Origin of the sequence: Pseudoalteromonas sp. TB25, assembly GCF_000497995.1 — a bacterium.
GTDB classification, from domain to species: Bacteria; Pseudomonadota; Gammaproteobacteria; order Enterobacterales; family Alteromonadaceae; genus Pseudoalteromonas; species Pseudoalteromonas distincta.
The window spans coordinates 16,894-35,593 of sequence record NZ_AUTI01000267.1 but is presented as its reverse complement, the minus strand read 5'-3'; the positions used below and the strand labels follow the sequence as shown (position 1 = coordinate 35,593).

9 protein-coding genes are annotated in these 18,700 nt (G+C 38.6%); all 9 read left to right on the top strand.

Annotated elements, in window-relative coordinates; all coding sequences use genetic code 11:
• A partial coding sequence (prc, locus tag L652_RS0108815; RefSeq protein ID WP_024603408.1) for a carboxy terminal-processing peptidase occupies positions 1-1,883 on the top strand: 1,883 nt, incomplete at its 5' end.
• Positions 1,884-2,064: 181 nt separating this feature from the next.
• Positions 2,065-3,528, top strand: coding sequence for a Na+/H+ antiporter NhaC (gene nhaC, locus L652_RS0108810; protein WP_024594765.1), 1,464 nt, complete (start codon positions 2,065-2,067; stop codon positions 3,526-3,528).
• A gap of 47 nt (positions 3,529-3,575) precedes the next feature.
• Positions 3,576-6,170 carry an aminopeptidase N gene (pepN, locus tag L652_RS0108805; protein ID WP_024594766.1) on the top strand — a complete coding sequence of 865 codons (2,595 nt, stop codon included), beginning with the start codon at positions 3,576-3,578 and terminating at the stop codon, positions 6,168-6,170.
• A complete protein-coding gene (locus L652_RS01000000123535) occupies positions 6,171-6,392 on the top strand; it encodes a DUF2835 family protein (RefSeq protein ID WP_033011738.1) in 222 nt (73 codons plus the stop codon).
• 253 nt (positions 6,393-6,645) lie between these two features.
• Positions 6,646-8,742, top strand: a complete 2,097-nt coding sequence (locus L652_RS0108795) for a DUF1302 domain-containing protein (protein WP_024603407.1) — start codon at positions 6,646-6,648, stop codon at positions 8,740-8,742.
• Between the two features lie 13 nt (positions 8,743-8,755).
• Complete coding sequence (locus L652_RS0108790; RefSeq protein WP_024595578.1) at positions 8,756-10,120, top strand: DUF1329 domain-containing protein; 1,365 nt, start codon at positions 8,756-8,758, stop codon at positions 10,118-10,120.
• Positions 10,121-10,252: 132 nt separating this feature from the next.
• Positions 10,253-11,248, top strand: a complete 996-nt coding sequence (locus L652_RS0108785) for a YCF48-related protein (protein WP_024595577.1) — start codon at positions 10,253-10,255, stop codon at positions 11,246-11,248.
• Positions 11,248-13,569, top strand: a complete 2,322-nt coding sequence (locus L652_RS0108780) for an MMPL family transporter (protein WP_024595576.1) — start codon at positions 11,248-11,250, stop codon at positions 13,567-13,569. Before L652_RS0108785 ends, L652_RS0108780 begins: the two co-directional genes overlap by 1 nt.
• Positions 13,570-13,777: 208 nt before the next feature.
• Positions 13,778-18,619 carry an NAD-glutamate dehydrogenase gene (locus L652_RS0108775; protein ID WP_002961899.1) on the top strand — a complete coding sequence of 1,614 codons (4,842 nt, stop codon included), beginning with the start codon at positions 13,778-13,780 and terminating at the stop codon, positions 18,617-18,619.
• Positions 18,620-18,700 lie beyond the last annotated feature (81 nt).

The following is an 18,700-nucleotide window of genomic DNA, read 5'->3' as shown; positions in this document are numbered from 1 at the left end:
CTAGCTTATTTGCTCGTTCACACTATACACCGGTTCGATTTAACGATGAGCTTTCTAGTAAAGTGTACGATCGTTATATCGAATCCCTTGATTTTAATAAAAGCGTTTTCTTAGCCAGCGATATCGCCTCATTTGAGCAATATCGTGATGACTTTGATAACGCTATTACTACCGGTAAATTAGACTTTACGTTTGATATTTTTAACTTAAGTCTTAAACGCCGTTTTGAACGTTACGAGTATTCACTTACTCTGCTTGAAAAAGAGATGACGTTTGATAAAGAAGATGAATACTTTTTTGACCGTGAAGATTCAGCATGGCCTGCGTCACAAGCTGAGCTTGATGAAATTTGGCGTGAGCGTGTAAAGTACGACGCACTGCGTTTAAAAATGACGGGTAAAGATTGGGAAGGCATTAAAGAGGTGCTGACCAAACGCTACAAAAATGCAGAAAAACGTTTAGTACAATCAAATTCAGAAGATGCTTTTCAAATTGTTATGAATTCGCTAGCACGCAGTATTGAGGCGCATACGTCTTATTTATCGCCACGTCGTGCAGAGCAATTCAAAATGGATATGGACTTAGAGCTTGAGGGCATTGGTGCCGTATTAAGCCCTGATGAAGATTACACTGTTATTCGCAGCTTAGTGCCGGGAGGCCCTGCAGATAAAACAGATCAAATTAAAGCTGATGATCGCATTATTGGTGTTGCTCAAGATGGCGAAGAGTTTGTAGATGTAATTGGCTGGCGTTTAGATGACGTAGTTGATTTAATTAAAGGTCCTAAAGGGACTAAAGTACGTTTACAGTATTTAAAAGGTGTTGATGCTCACGGCGCTCCGAAAGTTGTAGAAATCACTCGCGATAAAATTCGACTTGAAGATAGAGCGGCTAAATCAGAAGTATTTGAAGCAAAATATTCTGATTTAACAAGTAAAATTGGGGTGATTGAAATTCCTGGCTTTTACAATAATCTTTCGAAAGATGTAAAAGTAGAACTTGCTAAGCTTAAAGAAGAAAAGGTTGATGGTATTATTATCGACTTGCGCCAAAATGGTGGTGGTTCATTATATGAAGCAACACAATTGTCAGGTTTATTTTTTGACCAAGGCCCAGTTGTTCAAATTCATACCTTAAATAACCGTATAGAAGAGCAAAAAGATCGTGATGGTATAACTTACTATGACGGCCCTTTAACTGTGTTAGTTGATCGTTACAGTGCATCTGCTTCTGAAATATTCGCAGCAGCAATGCAAGATTACGGTCGCGCTGTAATTATTGGTGAGCAAACATTTGGTAAGGGTACTGTACAGCAGCACAAAGGCTTAGGCCGTGCTTATGACCTATACGATAATGCGCTAGGCAGTGTACAGTATACTATTGCTAAGTTTTATCGTATTAACGGTGGTAGCACGCAACATAAAGGTGTTATCCCTGATATTTCGTTTCCATCAGCAATTGATCCTGCACAGTGGGGCGAAAGTAAGCAAGATAATGCACTTCCTTGGGACAGCATTGTTAAAGCGAAATATAAAAAACTAGGTAATCTAACACCTATTATTACGTACCTTGAAAAACAACACGAAGTACGAATTAAATCAGAGCCAGAATTTGGTTATGTATTTAATGACATTACCTTATACAACGAAGAGAAAGACCGTAAAACTATCTCTTTAGTTGAAGCAGACCGTATTAAAGAAAAAGATGAAGGTGAAGCACGTGCACTTGTACGTACTAACGAACGTCTTAAGCGTTTAGGTAAAGATCCGGTAGAAAACTTAGACGATATACCAGAAGTAATCGAAGAGCTTGACCCATTTTTGGAAGAGGCTGCATTAATTACTCAAGATTATATTAATTATGGTCGTATAGCTAAGAAGTAATAACTGGTTTTACCTCTGTAAAAAAGGCGCATTGGCGCCTTTTTTACTACCTAAAATTTACTAAATTGTTATAATCTTCGATTACATAAAGTTGAGCTGGATTAATGACGCTCAATTAATGCGCTTTACGTGCTAAAAATAATAATTAAACACACAGCAAGTGTGTGTAGGAGTCTCTATTTTGAAGCCATTGGAAGATAAACCAATCAAACCCGCCTCGTTTTTTGATGCATTAATTCCTATCTCTGTATTAATCTGTTTACTTGGCGCGGCTGTATACTTATTCGGTGACAACTCTTCATCCGGTCCTAACCAAATAGCACTTTTATTTGCCACTTTTGCAGCGGCTTTAATTGGTCTTAAAAACGGTTACACATGGAAAAAATTAGAACAAGCTATGATAGAAGGCATAACGCTTTCAATTGGTGCTATTTTAATTTTACTTATGGTAGGTGCATTAATTGGTACCTGGCTACTTTCTGGGACTGTACCAACTCTAATTTATTATGGCTTACAAGTTATAAATCCAAGTTGGTTTTATGCAGCGAGTTGTTTAATTTGTGGCATTGTAGCAATGAGTATTGGTAGTTCTTGGACCACGGCTGCTACGATAGGTGTTGCTTTATTAGGTGTTGCTACGGGTCTTGGACTTGAGCAAACAGTAACCGCAGGTGCAGTTATATCTGGCGCGTACTTTGGTGATAAGCTAAGCCCGCTGTCAGAAACAACCAATCTGGCACCAGCAGTTGTTGGCGCTGATTTGTTTGAGCATATTCAACATATGCTGTGGACGACAGTACCGAGTTTTGTAATTGCACTGATTATATTTATATTCATGGGGTTTAATGCAACAGCTTCAAGCGAAGCAGGGCGCATTGATGAAATAACGGCTATTTTACAGCAAAACTTTAATATTGGTTTTGAAATGCTGATCCCGTTAATCGTACTTTTAGTTTTAGCTATTAAAAAAATGCCAGCATTTCCTGCTATCTCAATTGGTGCTGTTGTGGGCGCTGTTTGGGCTATGTTGTTTCAGTCTGATCTAATTGCTAGCCAAATTGATGTTTCTCAAGGACAGTTAGTAGGTTACTTTAAGCTTGTTTGGACGACGTTTTTTGATGGTTTTAGTATAAGCACAGGTGATGATAAAATGAACTCGCTGCTTAGTGGTGGCGGTATGTCAGGAATGCTTACAACTACGTGGTTGATTATGACTGCACTGATGTTTGGTGCCATCATGGAAAAAACGGGTCTTCTGGACATTTTTGTTAAAAGCATACTTAAAATAGCTAAAAGTACGGGTTCATTAATTACAGCAACAATTGCAACCTGTATTGGTACAAACGTTATAGCAGCCGATCAGTATATCGCGATTGTTGTACCTGGACGTATGTTTAAAGATGAATACGAAAAACGTGGTTTGAAGCCTGTTAACTTATCTCGTACATTGGAAGATGGCGGTACAATTACCAGCCCACTAATTCCATGGAACACGTGTGGCGCATATATGCAAAGCGTTTTACTAATAAATCCTTTTGATTATGCACTCTACGCTTTCTTTAACTTAATTAACCCTGTTTTAGCGGTGGTTTATGCCTACTTGGGCATTAAAATTTTACGTATTAAGCCAAAACAATCCGCCTAATTTTAAACAGCTCCTTTTAACTTAAAAGGAGCTGTTTTGGAGTATCTATGACTGAATCAAGTAAACCTCAAGCACAATATCTTAAAGACTATAAAGCTCCTGATTTTTTAATTGACCACACAGAGCTAACCTTTGACTTACAGCCATTATCAACCAAAGTAAGCTCTTTGCTAACGCTTACGCGTGTTGGTGATAAAAAAGCACCTTTAGTGCTTGATGGTATTGATTTACGCTTACTGTCTTTATCTATTGATACGGTTGATATAACTGATTATGAAATTATTGGCGAGCAGCTAATAATCAATAACCTACCGGATAGTTGCCAATTAAGTATTGTGACCGAGATATCACCTGAGACAAATACTTCTTTAGAAGGTTTATATTTATCGGGCGGTGCGTATTGCACACAGTGCGAAGCGCAGGGATTTAGAAAAATCACTTATTACATGGATCGCCCTGACGTACTTGCCACGTTTGATGTAACTATTATTGCCGATAAAAAGTATCTACAACTTCTTTCTAATGGTAATCAAGTAGATAGCGGTGAAACATCAGATGGTCGTCATTTTGTGAAATGGCAAGACCCATTTAAAAAGCCGAGCTATTTATTTGCACTTGTAGCGGGCGATTTTGATGTTTTAAAAGATACGTACACGACTAAAAGCGGCAAAGACGTAGAGTTAGCATTATTTGTTGATAAGGGGAATTTATCTAAAACACCTCATGCTATTGCTTCACTTAAAAAAGCAATGCAATGGGATGAAGAACGCTTTAATTTAGAGTATGACCTTGATATTTATATGATTGTTGCCGTCGATTTTTTCAACATGGGCGCGATGGAAAATAAAGGGCTAAACGTTTTTAATAGTAAATGTGTATTAGCCAATCAAGAAACAGCGACAGACAAAGACTACTATACGATTGAATCTATTGTAGGGCACGAATATTTTCATAACTGGACGGGCAATCGTGTAACGTGCCGAGATTGGTTTCAGTTATCGCTAAAAGAAGGATTAACTGTATTTAGAGACCAAGAGTTTAGTAGTGATTTAGGTTCTCGTGCACTTAACCGAATTGATGCTGTTAAAGTAATGCGTACGCATCAGTTTAGCGAAGATGCAGGCCCTATGGCTCACCCAATTCGCCCTGAGAAAGTTATTGAAATGAATAACTTTTATACAGTAACTGTATACGATAAAGGTGCTGAAGTTATCCGTATGATGCACACATTACTGGGTGAAACTAACTTTCAAAAAGGGATGACGCTTTACTTTGAGCGCCACGATGGGCAAGCAGTTACATGTGATGACTTTGTATGTGCGATGAGCGATGCATCAGGTGTTGATTTAGAGCAATTTAAACAATGGTACAGCCAATCAGGTACACCGCGTTTAAATGCAATTCAAGAATTTGATAGCAGCTCAAATACATACACTTTGACAATCGAGCAAACAGCGCCAGCTAATCAGCCAGAGAATAAAAAGCTTCATATACCTTTTGCTATTGAACTACTTGATGCGAATGGGGAAAGTATTGCTCTGCAATATAATGGTAAAAAACTAGATCATGTGCTTGATGTAACAAGTACGACTCAAACATTTAGCTTTGATAATATCTTAGAAAAGCCCGTTGCGGTTTTACTCGAAGATTTTTCTGCACCTTGTATTTTAAATCAGCAAACAACAGAGCCCGAACTATTACATATTATGCGTTTTGCACGCAGTGATTTTTCACGTTGGGATGCACAACAGCAGCTATTTATTAAAGCGATTAAATCTCAGATTACCGATACGACTAATAGCGAGTTAAGCAGCGAAATTATAAATGCGCTACGTGTACTTATAAACACAAAAGAGGGCGATTTAGCCTTAATTGCAGAGCTGTTTAAACTGCCAAGTTTTGATACATTAGCCGCTGAATTTGAAGTAATACTTGTTGATGAGATTATTGAAATAACAGAAAAGTTCGAGCAACAAATTGCTGACGAACTTGCTGATGAACTGCTTAGTTGTTACGAATCTCTTGAAGATGATGGCAGTATAAGTGCAAGCTCCGTTGCTAAGCGCGCTTTAAAACAAATATGCTTGCATTATTTGGCTAAAACTCAAAAGCCAGAGGCTGTAAGCTTTATTAAAGAAGCCGCAAGTTCTACTAATATGACCAATGTACTTGGTGCACTAAGCGCAGTGGTAAAAGCATCCCACCCTTTACAAGAAGAGCTTTTGAGTCATTTTGATAGTCAATGGCGCCATGATGTTTTAGTGATGGATAAGTGGTTTGCACTGCAAGCTATGCAATCAGGCAATAATGCTATAGACAATATTAAGGCACTTTACGAACATCCGTGTTTTGATTTTTCAAACCCGAATCGTGTACGTGCACTTGTAGGAAGCTTTAGTCACTTTAATACAGCACAATTTCATCGTTCAGACGCCCAAGGTTATACGTTGTTAGGTGACTTATTAATAAAACTTAATGCAATTAATCCACAAAATGCGTCTCGTATGTTAACACCGTTCATGTCATGGAAACGTTACGATGATGTTCGCTCTCAAGCAATGAAACTGCAATTACAACGCTTAGCTAATCTAGATGGGCTAAGTGCTGATTTGTATGAAAAGGTTGAAAAAGCGCTCGTATAAATGATTGAGTATTATTTTACCTTAAGATTGAGCTATAACGAGTGCATGGATTACTACCATGGCCGTTTTAGCTCTTTACAAGTTGTAGAAGATGGCGGGAAAACGGTACGTTTTTCTGCTAATCATTTAAGACCTTTTATTACCAGCCTAGGTATAAGAGGGCGTTTTAGAATATTATTAACCCCCGAAAATAAATTCATTCGTATTGAGCGCGTGGCTTAGCTCCCTGTTTTCATGTTATAAAAGCATAAAAATATTGTCTTTTTGTTAATTTCAATTTGTCCTATTGTTAAATTACGTGTATAAATTATCTGGTACGACGTCTTACCAATACGTAAGCGTCAACCAGAATAAGAAATATATGACAGATTGAATGCGACTATTTGTAATTTCAATGATTCGCTTCTATCGTTACGATGACACTAAAAACAATAACTTGATCACACAAAATGACCCGCGACAGGGGGGAACCAAAATGATAAGAAGATCGCTTTTTGTTAAAAATAAAATCGCTATAGGTTTAGCAGCCNGTTTAGGTTTATCTGCAGCCAGTACTCAAGCTGTAACATTTGAAGCTGGGGGTTTTGATATTACCTTCGACTCAACCTTTTCATATGGGCAAAGCGTCCGTGTAGAAGACAGGGACTTTAACTTAATTGGTAAAAGTAATAATCCAGCTTTTGACTGGACAGGTTACAACCCTGCACTAAGTAACACTATTTACTCATCACAAGATGTATGGGCACAACCCGGCTCTTACTCAAACAATGGTGATGCGGGTAATTTAAATTTTGACAGTGGTGACTCATTCTCAAAACTATTGAAGGGAACACACGACCTTTCAATAAATAAAGATAATTATGGTTTGTTTACACGTTTTATGTACTTTTATGATTTTGCGTTGATGGATGGCGATCGCGCTTATTCAAACCCAACTTCTGGTGAAGGTGTTGACCCGTGTGACGATAAAGATACAAAAGAGCAAAGCTGTGCAGATATCCGTTTACTAGATGCATACGTTTGGGCTAATTTTGATTTAAACGACGGGAATAACCCATTATCAATTCGCTTAGGTCAGCAAGTAGTTAACTGGGGTGAAAGTACGCTTATATCTCATGGTATTAACGTAAACCCAGTTGATATTGACCGATTAAAAGCACCAGGCGCTGAGCTTAAAGAAGCATTTATACCAATCGGTATGCTTTGGGCATCGCTTGGTATTACTGAAAATATTACGCTTGAAGGTTTCTACCAATATCAATGGCAAGAAACGCGTCTACCAGCAGCTGGCACGTATTTTTCTACTAATGACTTTGCTGCAGAAAATGGTTACCAACAAAATGTTCAGTTAGGCTTTACGTCTAATCCTGATATTGATGTTGCTTTTTTAACGGATAGTTTAAATAACTTAACATCTGACTTTGCACTAGCAACAGCTGCTCAAGGAATTGATCCTTCAAGTGCCGAAGGGAGTGCTTTATTAGCTCAAATGTACCTTGCATATCCAACTAAAGTTGCTTTAAAAGGTAAAGGGGATAATGGTAAAACAGAACCTGAAGATGGCGGTCAGTACGGTCTTCGTTTAGGGGTGTTTTTACCTGAGTTTAATGATACTGAAATTGCGTTATACCATGTGAACTACCACAGTCGTCGTCCGCTTATCTCTGGTCGCGTATCAAACTTTTCAAACGAAGCAATTGCGCAAGATTTAGCGATGATTATGACGACAGAAATTACCTCTGATAATGTTGCTGATTTAACTGCCTTTTCTAAAGCTGAAAACGACTACCCAGAAGATATTAAACTATACGGTTTGAGCTTTAACACCACTATTGGTGAAACAGCTTTTGCGGGTGAATTTGCTTTTCGTCAAGACGAGCCTCTGCAAATTGATGATGTTGAGCTTTTGTATGCAGCGATGCCTGAGCAATTAGCGGTTGCTGGTATCCGTCCTGATTTTGCGGGTATTTCACAAATGAGTTTAGGCGACGACATCAGTGTTGTAGGACCTGGTCAAGTTGCTCAAGGGTATATTGAACGTAATACATCACAATTACAGTTTACTGCAACACATTTATTTGGCCCTTCATTAGGGGCTGATAGTTGGGCTGTTGTTGGTGAAGTGGGTGCTGTAAAAATTCATAACATGCCTGAATACGACGAGATGCGTTTAAACGTATCGGGTACTGGGCGAAGTGGCGTTATTACTGGGCCTGGCACAACTGATTACACTACATTGCAACTTGGTCTTTCAAATGGTGCAGAGCAAAAATCATTTGCTACTGCATCTTCTTGGGGATATCGCTTAATTGCTAAAGGTGATTATTATGACCTTTACGATGGTATTAATTTCTCTCCTCGTTTTGTATTTTCTCATGACGTAAATGGTAATACACCAGATCCTATGTTCTTATTTATTGAAGACCGTAAATCTTTAGGTGCGACCATGAACTTTAACTACCAAAATGCGTGGTCACTTGACGTGAGCTACAACTCGTTTTGGGGCGGCGGCGATATTAATACTTTCTCAGATCGCGATTACGTTTCTTTTAACTTAAAATATTCTATTTAGGGGTAACATTACTATGATTAAAAAACCTACCCTCATTGCTACTGCTTTTTGTAGCTTATTTGCAAGCAGTGCTGCTTTGGCAAAAATGAGCGCAGTTGAGGTAGCTCAATTAGGTCAAAACTTAACGCCATTAGGCGCAGAAAAAGCGGCGAATGCTGATGGCTCTATTCCAGCATGGAATAATGGCATTATATCTGCTCCAGCAGGCTATGAACCGGGTATGCATCACCTTGACCCATTTTCAACTGATAAAGTGCTATTCACTATTGATAAAAATAATATTGAAAAGTACAAAGCAAATTTAAGTCCGGGTCAAATTGCTTTATTTGAAGCATATCCAGATACATTTAAAATGCCAGTGTATGAAACACGTCGCTCAGCGTCTTATCCTCAGTTTGTTTATGACGCAACTAAAAAGTTTGCACCAACAGCTGAATTAGTTGAAGGCGGAAATGGTATTAAAAATACGGCAATTGGTATTCCTTTCCCTATTCCTAAAACGGGTTTAGAGACAATTTGGAATCACTTATTACGTTACCGTGGGCAGTCTATTGAACGTTTTGGTGGTCAAGCAGCTCCAACAGCGTCAGGCTCTTATAACTATGTTGGCTTTGATGAGCAGTTATTAGTTAAATATTCAGATCCGAGTGCAACACCCGCAGAGCTGCAAGACTCAAACATTTTGTTTAAGTTTAAACAAAGTGTTACAGAGCCTGCACGTTTAGCTGGTACAGCGCTGCTTGTTCATGAAACGATGGACCAAATATTAACGCCACGCCAAGCATGGACTTACAACTCGGGACAACGTCGCGTTCGTCGTGCACCTAATGTTGCATATGATGCACCAGGAACAGCAGCGGATAGCTTACGTACTACTGATGACTTTGACATGTTCAATGGCTCACCTAATCGTTACAACTGGACGTTGAAAGGTAAGCAAGAATTATACATTCCTTACAACAGCTATAAGCTTCATAGTGATAAGTTAGAATACGATGACATTTTAATGCCTGGCCACATAAACCCAGAGCATACACGCTACGAAAAACACCGTGTTTGGGTTGTTGAAGCTAACTTAAAAGACGATACACGCCATATCTATAAAAAACGTGTGTTTTACATTGATGAAGATAGCTGGCAAGTACAGGTTACGGATATTTATGATAACCGCGACCAACTTTACCGTGTAGCAATGGCTTATGGCCTTAACTACTACGAAGTACCTACTCAGTGGAGTACGCTTGAAGTTTATCATGATTTAAATTCACGTCGTTATTTAGCAATTGGTCTAGATAACCAAGAAAAAATGTACGATTTTTCACAATCGTTTAACGATAACGAATTTACGTCAAGCGCATTACGTCGCGCAGGTAGATAGTTAGAAGTTAGGCACTTAACGTATGTTAAGTGCCTTTTCCTTTCACATCGCGTTTGTCTTATACCAAATCGCGCAACGCTTTCCTCAGTATATAAAGACAAACAATTCTCTCGTTCAAGGCGATTAAAATTTATGAAGTATTTAGTATATGCCAGCCTGATCATAAGTGGTGCGAGTGTTGCTCAGGATGCTCCTGAAAATGCAATCAGTGCAATTAAAGCAGATAAAACCCTACTTACTGATATAACAAACACAGGTAACGGGCTAATTGCAGTAGGCAAGCATGGTACCGTTATTAAAAGTGACACTGGTAATAAATGGCAACAAGCTGAACTTGTACCGACTCAAGTGCTATTAACAGCTGTTGACTTTAGTGATGAAAATAATGGCTGGGCATGTGGACACGATGCCACCATTATTAATACTACCGATGGTGGTATTAATTGGCAGTTACAACAAGTTAAACCAGAACTAGATAAACCCTGCCTTGATATCCTATTTGAAGATGATTTAAAAGGTTTTGCAGTGGGCGCCTATGGTATGTTTTATCAAACCACCGACGGTGGTAAACATTGGCAAAAGCGCTTTTTAGATTCGCTACTTTTTAGTGATGATCGTGATTACTTAAACGATTTAAAAGAAAATGACCCCGAAGGATACGAAGCCGAAACTGCTTCAATTTTACCGCACTTTAATCGAATCGAAAAAACAGATAATGGTTTAATGCTGGTTGGTGAGATGGGCTTGATGGCCAGAAGCATTGATGATGGTCAAACTTGGCAAAGGATAGAAGAAATTTATCCTGGGTCATTCTTTGCAGTTGCATCAGATAGCACACAAGAAATTGTGGCAGGGCTTCGAGGTAATGTTTTTGCAAAGCAAAATGGTGAACAGCAGTGGCAGCATTTCGAAAATGTAAAAACTGCGACGATCAACAACATCATTAATTATAATAACAAACAATGGCTTATGCTTGCCAACAGTGGCGTTATTTTTCATCTTCAAGATGGGTTACTCACCCATGAGCAGCTTGCTGACGGTAAAGCGATTCTTGATGGTGTAATTTTAGATAACAGGCTGATCATGGCTACAGAAGATGGCATTAAAGTGAAGGAGTTAACCCCTTAATGCATAAACTACTCGATTTTATTGAAAAGGCGATTTTTAGACATCGCTTAATTATGCTTATAAGTTTTGCACTTATAACCTGTTTACTTGTATTCAAAGCGACTCAAATTCAATTAGATGCATCGTTTAATAAAAATATCCCGTTAAACCACGATTATATGAAAGTGTATACCAAGCATGAAAAGCAGTTTGGTGGTGCAAACAGTATTTTGATTTCGGTGTGTGATGACAGTGGTGATATATTTAATCCAGAGTTCTTTACCCAATTAAAAGCGGTTCACGATCAGCTTTATTTCATTCCTGGCGTAAATCGTCCATTAGTTAACTCAATATTTTCACCCAGTGCTCGTTTTGTTGAAGTAGTGGAGGATGGCTTTGCCGGTGGCCCAATTATTCCTGCTAACTTTAAAGCAGATAAGCGTGGTTTAGGTGTAGTAAAGGAAAACATTGAAAAAGCAAAAGTTGTAGGACGTATGATTGCCAGCGATTATTCGTGTGCAATGGTAACGGCTCAACTTTTAGAAACAGATCCCCAAACACAACAAAAATTAGACACATTAGCTTTTGCACAAAAACTAGAAAGTGATTTAAGAGAGCCTTTAAGTACAGACAAAGTAAGTATTCATATTATTGGCTTTGCAAAAATGGCTGGTGATATAGCTGAAGGCGCAAAAGGGGTAGTCGTATTTTTTGCCATTGCTATCGCCTTTACCTTTATTATGGTTTGGCTATTTTGTGGCAGTTTAAAGCTAACTATTTTGCCTATCGCGTGTTCTATTATTGCCGTTATTTGGCAATTAGGCCTGCTTTCAAGTTTAGGGTTTGGACTAGACCCTATGTCTATTTTGGTGCCGTTTTTAGTCTTTGCTATAGGTGTAAGCCATGGTGTGCAGATGATTAATGCTATTGGCAAAACAGTAGGTGAAGGAAAAAGTACGCGAATTTGTTGTCAGTCAAGTTTCAGGGCTTTATTAATACCTGGTGGTATTGCACTGCTTTCAGATACCGTAGGCTTTTTAACATTACTTACTATTGATATTGGTATTATTCGCGAACTTGCTATTACAGCGAGTTTAGGTGTAGCAGTAATTATATTTACAAATTTAATTTTGCTGCCAGTTTGGGCGTCGTACATGAACTTTGAAAACAGTGTACATATTCAATCTGGTGATGCTGAGAAGCCTAATATACTTGATAAGATCAGAGACATTTTAGTAAAAGCAACCGATCCTAAAATCGCTAAAATGATTATCGGTTTTACCCTTGTTTTATTTGCTCTAGGATACTGGCAAGCAGATAAAATGCGTATAGGTGACTTACACGCAGGCGCGCCATCTCTGCATCAAGATGCCCGTTATAACCAAGACACGTTTTTAATTTCGGATAAGTACACTATCTCGTCTGATATTTTAAAAGTAATTGTAGAGGCGTATCCTGCAGCATGTACTGAGCATGATGTGATGGAGCGTATAAGCCGTTTTCAATACAAAGTTGAGAATGTGGCCGGTGTGCAGTCTGCTGTAAGTTTGAGCTCTGTAGCTCAATCGGTTAACGCGGGCTACAACGAAGGCAATTTAAAATGGCAGAGTTTGCCACGAAATTCAGCAAGCTTAGTACAGTCAACGTCTCGAGTTGAAACTAGTACAGGCTTACTTAACGGTGATTGTTCAGTTATGCCAGTGATTATATTCTTAGATGATCATAAAGCACAAACTATCGATACCGTAATTAAGAGTGTTAAGCAATTTGCCCAAGAAGAGGGCACTGAAAAACTAGCATTTAAATTAGCGTCAGGACCTGTGGGCGTAATGGCAGCTACTAATGAGTCTGTATCAGAAGCACAAATACCCATGATGCTTTACGTTTATGGTGCCGTTATTATTTTATGTTTAATGAGCTTTAGAAGCGTAAAAGCAACAGTAGCCGTGGTATTACCGCTTTATATTGTATCAACCCTTGCCCAAGCACTTATGGTACAGCTGGAAATAGGCTTAACAGTTTCTACTTTACCTGTAATTGCATTAGGTGTAGGTATTGGTGTTGATTACGGTATTTATATACTGTCGTCGATGATGGGGCAGCTTAAGCAAAACGTACCGCTTAGTGTTGCTTATCGAAATGCGCTTGTTGAGCGTGGCAGCGCGGTTCTATTTACTGGTATTACATTAGCTATTGGTGTGAGCACTTGGATATTCTCAGATCTTAAATTCCAAGTTGATATGGGTATACTATTAACCTTCATGTTTTTAGTGAATATGTTAGGTGCAGTGTTGTTATTACCCGCAATTGGTAGCCTTCTCTGGACTGACCAGAAAAAATAATGTGAATACTTTTGCTCCTAAATGGCCAGTAATGGCCATTTATATCTATATTTTGTGAATAGATGACCAAATAGCTGAAATGCTTAAAATGTTTTCATCGAAAAGGCTGTTTATTAGCTGTAAAAGGGTTAGAATTTAACTGACTCCACGCTAATAATACGCTGTACAAATATTCTGCTTTTAGCAGTAATAGATTAAGGAACATACAATGACACGAAATGAAGGCCAAGCCTCGGTTATCCTAGATAATGTCTGTAAGCTGATCCAGAAAAAAGTTCGCGCTGATAATGTGTTACTCGTTGAGAAATTCGCCAAAGCCTTGTACAGCAATATGTCTAAAGAGGATTTGGCAAACCGCAACGATAGTGACCTATATGGCGCAGCATTAAGCCTTTGGAACTCGCTAGAAAAAAATACTACTGACGACGCTGTTATCCGCGTTTTCAATCCAGAAGTGGCAAAAGATGGCTGGCAGTCATCACATACAATCGTTGAAATTATCACTAAAGATATGCCGTTCTTAGTTGATTCTGTTCGTATGGCCATGACTCGTGAAAATATCGCCTCTCACTTATTACTTCACTGCCCATTAAAAATTAAGCGTGATGAAAACGCTAAAATTTCTGGATTATCAAATTTAAAAGCAGAGCAAGAATCTTCATCTACTAAAACAGTATTTTTTATTGAAATTGACCGTCAAACAGATTCTTCTGTGATTGAGTCTTTCAAAAAAGAATTAGAGTCTGTGCTTGTTGATGTATCAGTTGCTGTTGATGATTGGCAACCAATCCGTAAAAAATTGATTGCAGTGACTAAAGAGTTACCTAAACGTCATCATAATAAAAGTAAAGATGAAGTTTCAGAAACAACTGAGTTTTTAGATTGGTTAGCTAAAGATAATTTTACTCTAATGGGTTACCGTGAATATGAGTTAAGCCCAGTTCAAGGTGATTACCAACTAAAAGGTAAAATGGATACAAGCCTAGGCTTGATGAAAAACTCGACTGAAGAACACACTCGCTTATTATCAGAATTACCTGAAGTTGCACGTCAAGAAGCTCGTAGCAGCAACCTACTGATTTTAACAAAAACTAACTCTGTTTCTCGTGTTCATCGTCCAGCTTACATCGATTATGTAGGCATTAAGCGTTTTGACGATGAAGGCAATGTAATTGGTGAAGACCGCTTTATCGGTTTATTTTCATCAAGCTTTTACAATAACAGTGCTACTGATGTACCTGTGTTAAAAAGTAAAATTAATCGCATTATGGAAATGTGTGATTTTGCTAAAGGTACTCACGCTTACAAAGCTGTTTTAAATATTTTAGAAACCTACCCACGTGATGAGCTAGTTCAAGCGCGCGAAGGTGAGCTACTTGAAGTTGCTATGGGTGTGTTACAAGTACAAGAGCGCGATATGTGTCGCTTGTTTGTACGTAAAGATGCGTATGGTCGTTTTTTATCTTGTATGGTTTATGTACCTCGCGAGCGTTATAACACGGCTCTTCGTCGTGAAACGCAAGATATATTAGCTAATGCATTTAATTCTGACGATAAAGTTGAATTTACTACTTATTTCTCTGAGTCAACACTGGCGCGTACTCATTACACCGTTCGTGTGACCGACAACAAGATCGAATATAACGTGAAAGACATCGAAAACAATTTAGTAGAAGCTGCACGTACGTGGGAAGATAAACTTCAATCTGCACTTTTAGAGTCTGCGGGTGAAGCTCGTGGTAACGATTTAAATCGTAAATACTGTAATGCGTTTGCACGCTCATACAAAGATGAAGTGCTTCCAAGTGCTGCGGTTGTTGATATTGAAAAGTTAGAACTACTTAGCGATGAAAACAAACTAGAAATGTTGTTTTACCGTCCTCAAGAAGAAGCAAACAGCAATATTGTACGATTAAGCTTATTCCATAAAGATGAGCCGATTCACTTATCTGATGTTATGCCAATGCTTGAAAACTTTGGCCTTCGCGTTGTTGGTGAAACACCATACTCAGTTAAAACTAGCGATGGTCGTATCAACTGGATCATGGACTTCTCGATGCTTATTGACAGCAAAGGGATGGCGGATTTTGATAAAATTTCAGCACGTTTTCGTGCTGCATTAACAAATGTTTGGGGCAACCGCCTTGAAAACGATGGTTTTAACCGTTTAGTGTTAATGGGTGGTCTAACAGGCCGCGAAGCCTCTATTTTACGTGCGTACGCTAAATACATGCGTCAAATTGGTGTAACGTTCTCACAAAGTTACATAGAAAGTACATTTGCAAATTATCCAAATATCGCAGCGCAAATTGTTAACTTGTTTGCTAAAAAGTTCTCAGTTAAAAGCCCTGCAAGTGCTAAAACACTTGAAAAGCTAAGCACGCAAATTTATTTAGAGCTTGAAAATGTAGCAAACCTTGATGATGACCGTATTATACGTTTATACGTTGATATGATTGTTGCGACGCTGCGTACTAACTATTTCCAAAAAGACGATGCCGGACAGTTTAAGTCTTATGTGTCGTTTAAAATACAACCTAGCTTAATTCCTGATGTACCACTTCCTTTACCTGCGTTTGAAATTTTTGTTTATTCTCCGCGCGTAGAAGGTGTGCATTTACGTTACGGCAAAGTAGCACGTGGTGGTCTGCGTTGGTCAGATCGTCGTGAAGACTTCCGTACTGAAGTACTTGGCTTAGTTAAAGCACAACAAGTTAAAAATACTGTAATCGTACCTGTAGGTTCTAAAGGTGGCTTTGTATGTAAACAACTACCGACTGAGCGTGAAGCGTTTATTAAAGAAGGCCAAGAGTGTTATAAAATCTTTATCCGTGGTCTTTTAGATATTACTGATAATATTGAGCGTGGTGAAATAGTACCAGCGCGCGATGTTGTTCGTCACGATGAAGATGATGCTTACCTAGTAGTTGCAGCGGATAAAGGAACTGCTACTTTCTCTGATATCGCAAATGGCATTGCTAACGAATACAATTTCTGGCTAGGTGATGCATTTGCATCTGGTGGCTCGGTTGGTTATGACCATAAGAAAATGGGTATCACAGCAAAAGGCGCATGGGAGTCAGTTAAACGACATTTCCGTGAAATGGATATTGATTGTCAAACTACCGACTTTACAGTAGTAGCAATTGGCGATATGGCAGGCGATGTATTTGGTAATGGTATGCTGTTATCTAAGCATATTCGTCTACAAGTCGCCTTTAACCATATGCACATTTTTGTTGACCCTAATCCAGATGCTGCTACATCTTACCCTGAGCGCGAACGTTTATTTAATATGCCGCGTTCTTCTTGGGAAGATTACAATAAAGAGCTAATTTCTGCCGGTGGCGGTGTGTTCTCTCGTGCAGCTAAATCAATTACGCTTAGCCCAGAAATGAAAAAAATGTTGGGCACTAAAAAAGCTAGTATGACACCAAATGAGTTAATGAAAGCCTCATTAATGATGGAGTTTGATTTACTGTGGAATGGCGGTATTGGTACATACATTAAACACTCTAAAGAAACTGATGCCGATGTAGGGGATCGTGCAAACGATGCACTACGTATCAATGGTAGAGATTTAGGCGCTAAAATAATAGGTGAGGGCGGTAACTTAGGTGCAACGCAATTAGGTCGTGTTGAATTTGCAGCTAAAGGTGGTCGTGTTAATACTGACTTCATTGATAACGTAGGGGGTGTTGCCTGTTCAGATAACGAAGTTAACATTAAGATTTTACTTAATGGCTTAGTCGCTGAAGGTGACCTAACACGTAAACAACGTGATGAGCTACTTTACTCAATGACAGATGAAGTTTCTGAATTAGTATTAAAAGACTGTTACCGTCAAACACATACTATTTCAATTACGCAGTCTAAAGGAACTTCAACGCTCAAAGAAAAGATTCGCTTTATTCATGCGCTTGAAAAAGAAGGCAAGTTAAACCGTGCTATCGAATTTATTCCAAGTGATGAAGAATTGGCAGAACGCGCCGCTGCAGGTAAAGACTTAACTCGTCCTGAGCTTTCAGTGCTAGTGTCTTACGCAAAAATGGTATTAAAAGAGTCTTTAGTAAGTGATGAAATTACTGAAAACCCTTACTATCGCCAATTGCTTGTTAAGTCATTCCCACGTCCATTGCGTGAGAAGTTTAACGATGCGATGAACAACCACCCACTTCGTAAAGAAATTATTGCAACTAAACTTGCTAACAGTATCGTTAACGATATGGGTTTAAACTTCATGGTACGTATGCATGAAGAAACCGGTGCTAATGAAGCTGAGATAGCAATGTGTTACTCAATTGCTAGCGAAATATTTGAAATGCGTGAAACATGGTCTTCTATTAGTGCACTTGATAATAAAATACCAGCAGCAGTTCAAACTGAAATGCTTTACCAACTTCGTCGTACTGTGCGCCGAGCAACGCGTTGGTTCTTACGTCATCGTAATAAGTCACAAACGATTGAACAAGGAATTGAATTCTTTGCGCCAACCTTTAAAGATTTAAGCGATAACTTAAATACGTATATGATTGAAAAAGAAAATGATCGTATTGTAATTGAGGCCAATAAGTTAATTGACGCGGGCGTTCCAACAGATATAGCTAATCGTATTGTTTCTTTATCAAGCTTATTCTCTGTGATGGATTTAGCAGAAGTTGCGAATAGTTCAGGTAAGAGTATTTCGATGGTGTCCAATACTTACTTTAAACTAGGTGCAAGAATGGGTCTGCATTGGTTCTTAGAGCAAATAACTAAGCAACCAGTAGCAAATCATTGGCAAGCACTTGCTCGCTCGTCTTATCGAGAAGAGCTTGATTGGCAGCAACGTACGTTATCTGAAGTTGTATTAAATAGCTTTGAAGGTGATGAGAGCGATGTTGATAGTCAAATAGACGAGTGGATGGATAGCCAAGATTTATTACTGCAACGCTGGAAACAAATGCTGGCTGAGTTTAAAACATCACAAAGTCACGACTTTGCTAAGTTCTCGGTTGCACTTCGTGAACTTATGTTGTTAAGCCACAATTGTGATACATCGGGAAAATAATTTAGCTTTAATCAGTTAATTGTTTAGTAAATAAATAACTGATTGTTAAAATTGTTATACAATACCTCAGCCTTGTCTGAG

Excerpts from the sequence above, each read along its gene's own strand:
- L652_RS0108790 (WP_024595578.1), top strand. The coding sequence starts at position 8,756 with ATGATTAAAAAACCTACCCTCATTGCTACTGCTTTTTGTAGCTTATTT.
- pepN (WP_024594766.1), top strand. The coding sequence starts at position 3,576 with ATGACTGAATCAAGTAAACCTCAAGCACAATATCTTAAAGACTATAAA.
- L652_RS0108780 (WP_024595576.1), top strand. The coding sequence starts at position 11,248 with ATGCATAAACTACTCGATTTTATTGAAAAGGCGATTTTTAGACATCGC.
- L652_RS0108785 (WP_024595577.1), top strand. The coding sequence starts at position 10,253 with ATGAAGTATTTAGTATATGCCAGCCTGATCATAAGTGGTGCGAGTGTT.
- L652_RS01000000123535 (WP_033011738.1), top strand. The coding sequence starts at position 6,171 with ATGATTGAGTATTATTTTACCTTAAGATTGAGCTATAACGAGTGCATG.
- L652_RS0108775 (WP_002961899.1), top strand. The coding sequence starts at position 13,778 with ATGACACGAAATGAAGGCCAAGCCTCGGTTATCCTAGATAATGTCTGT.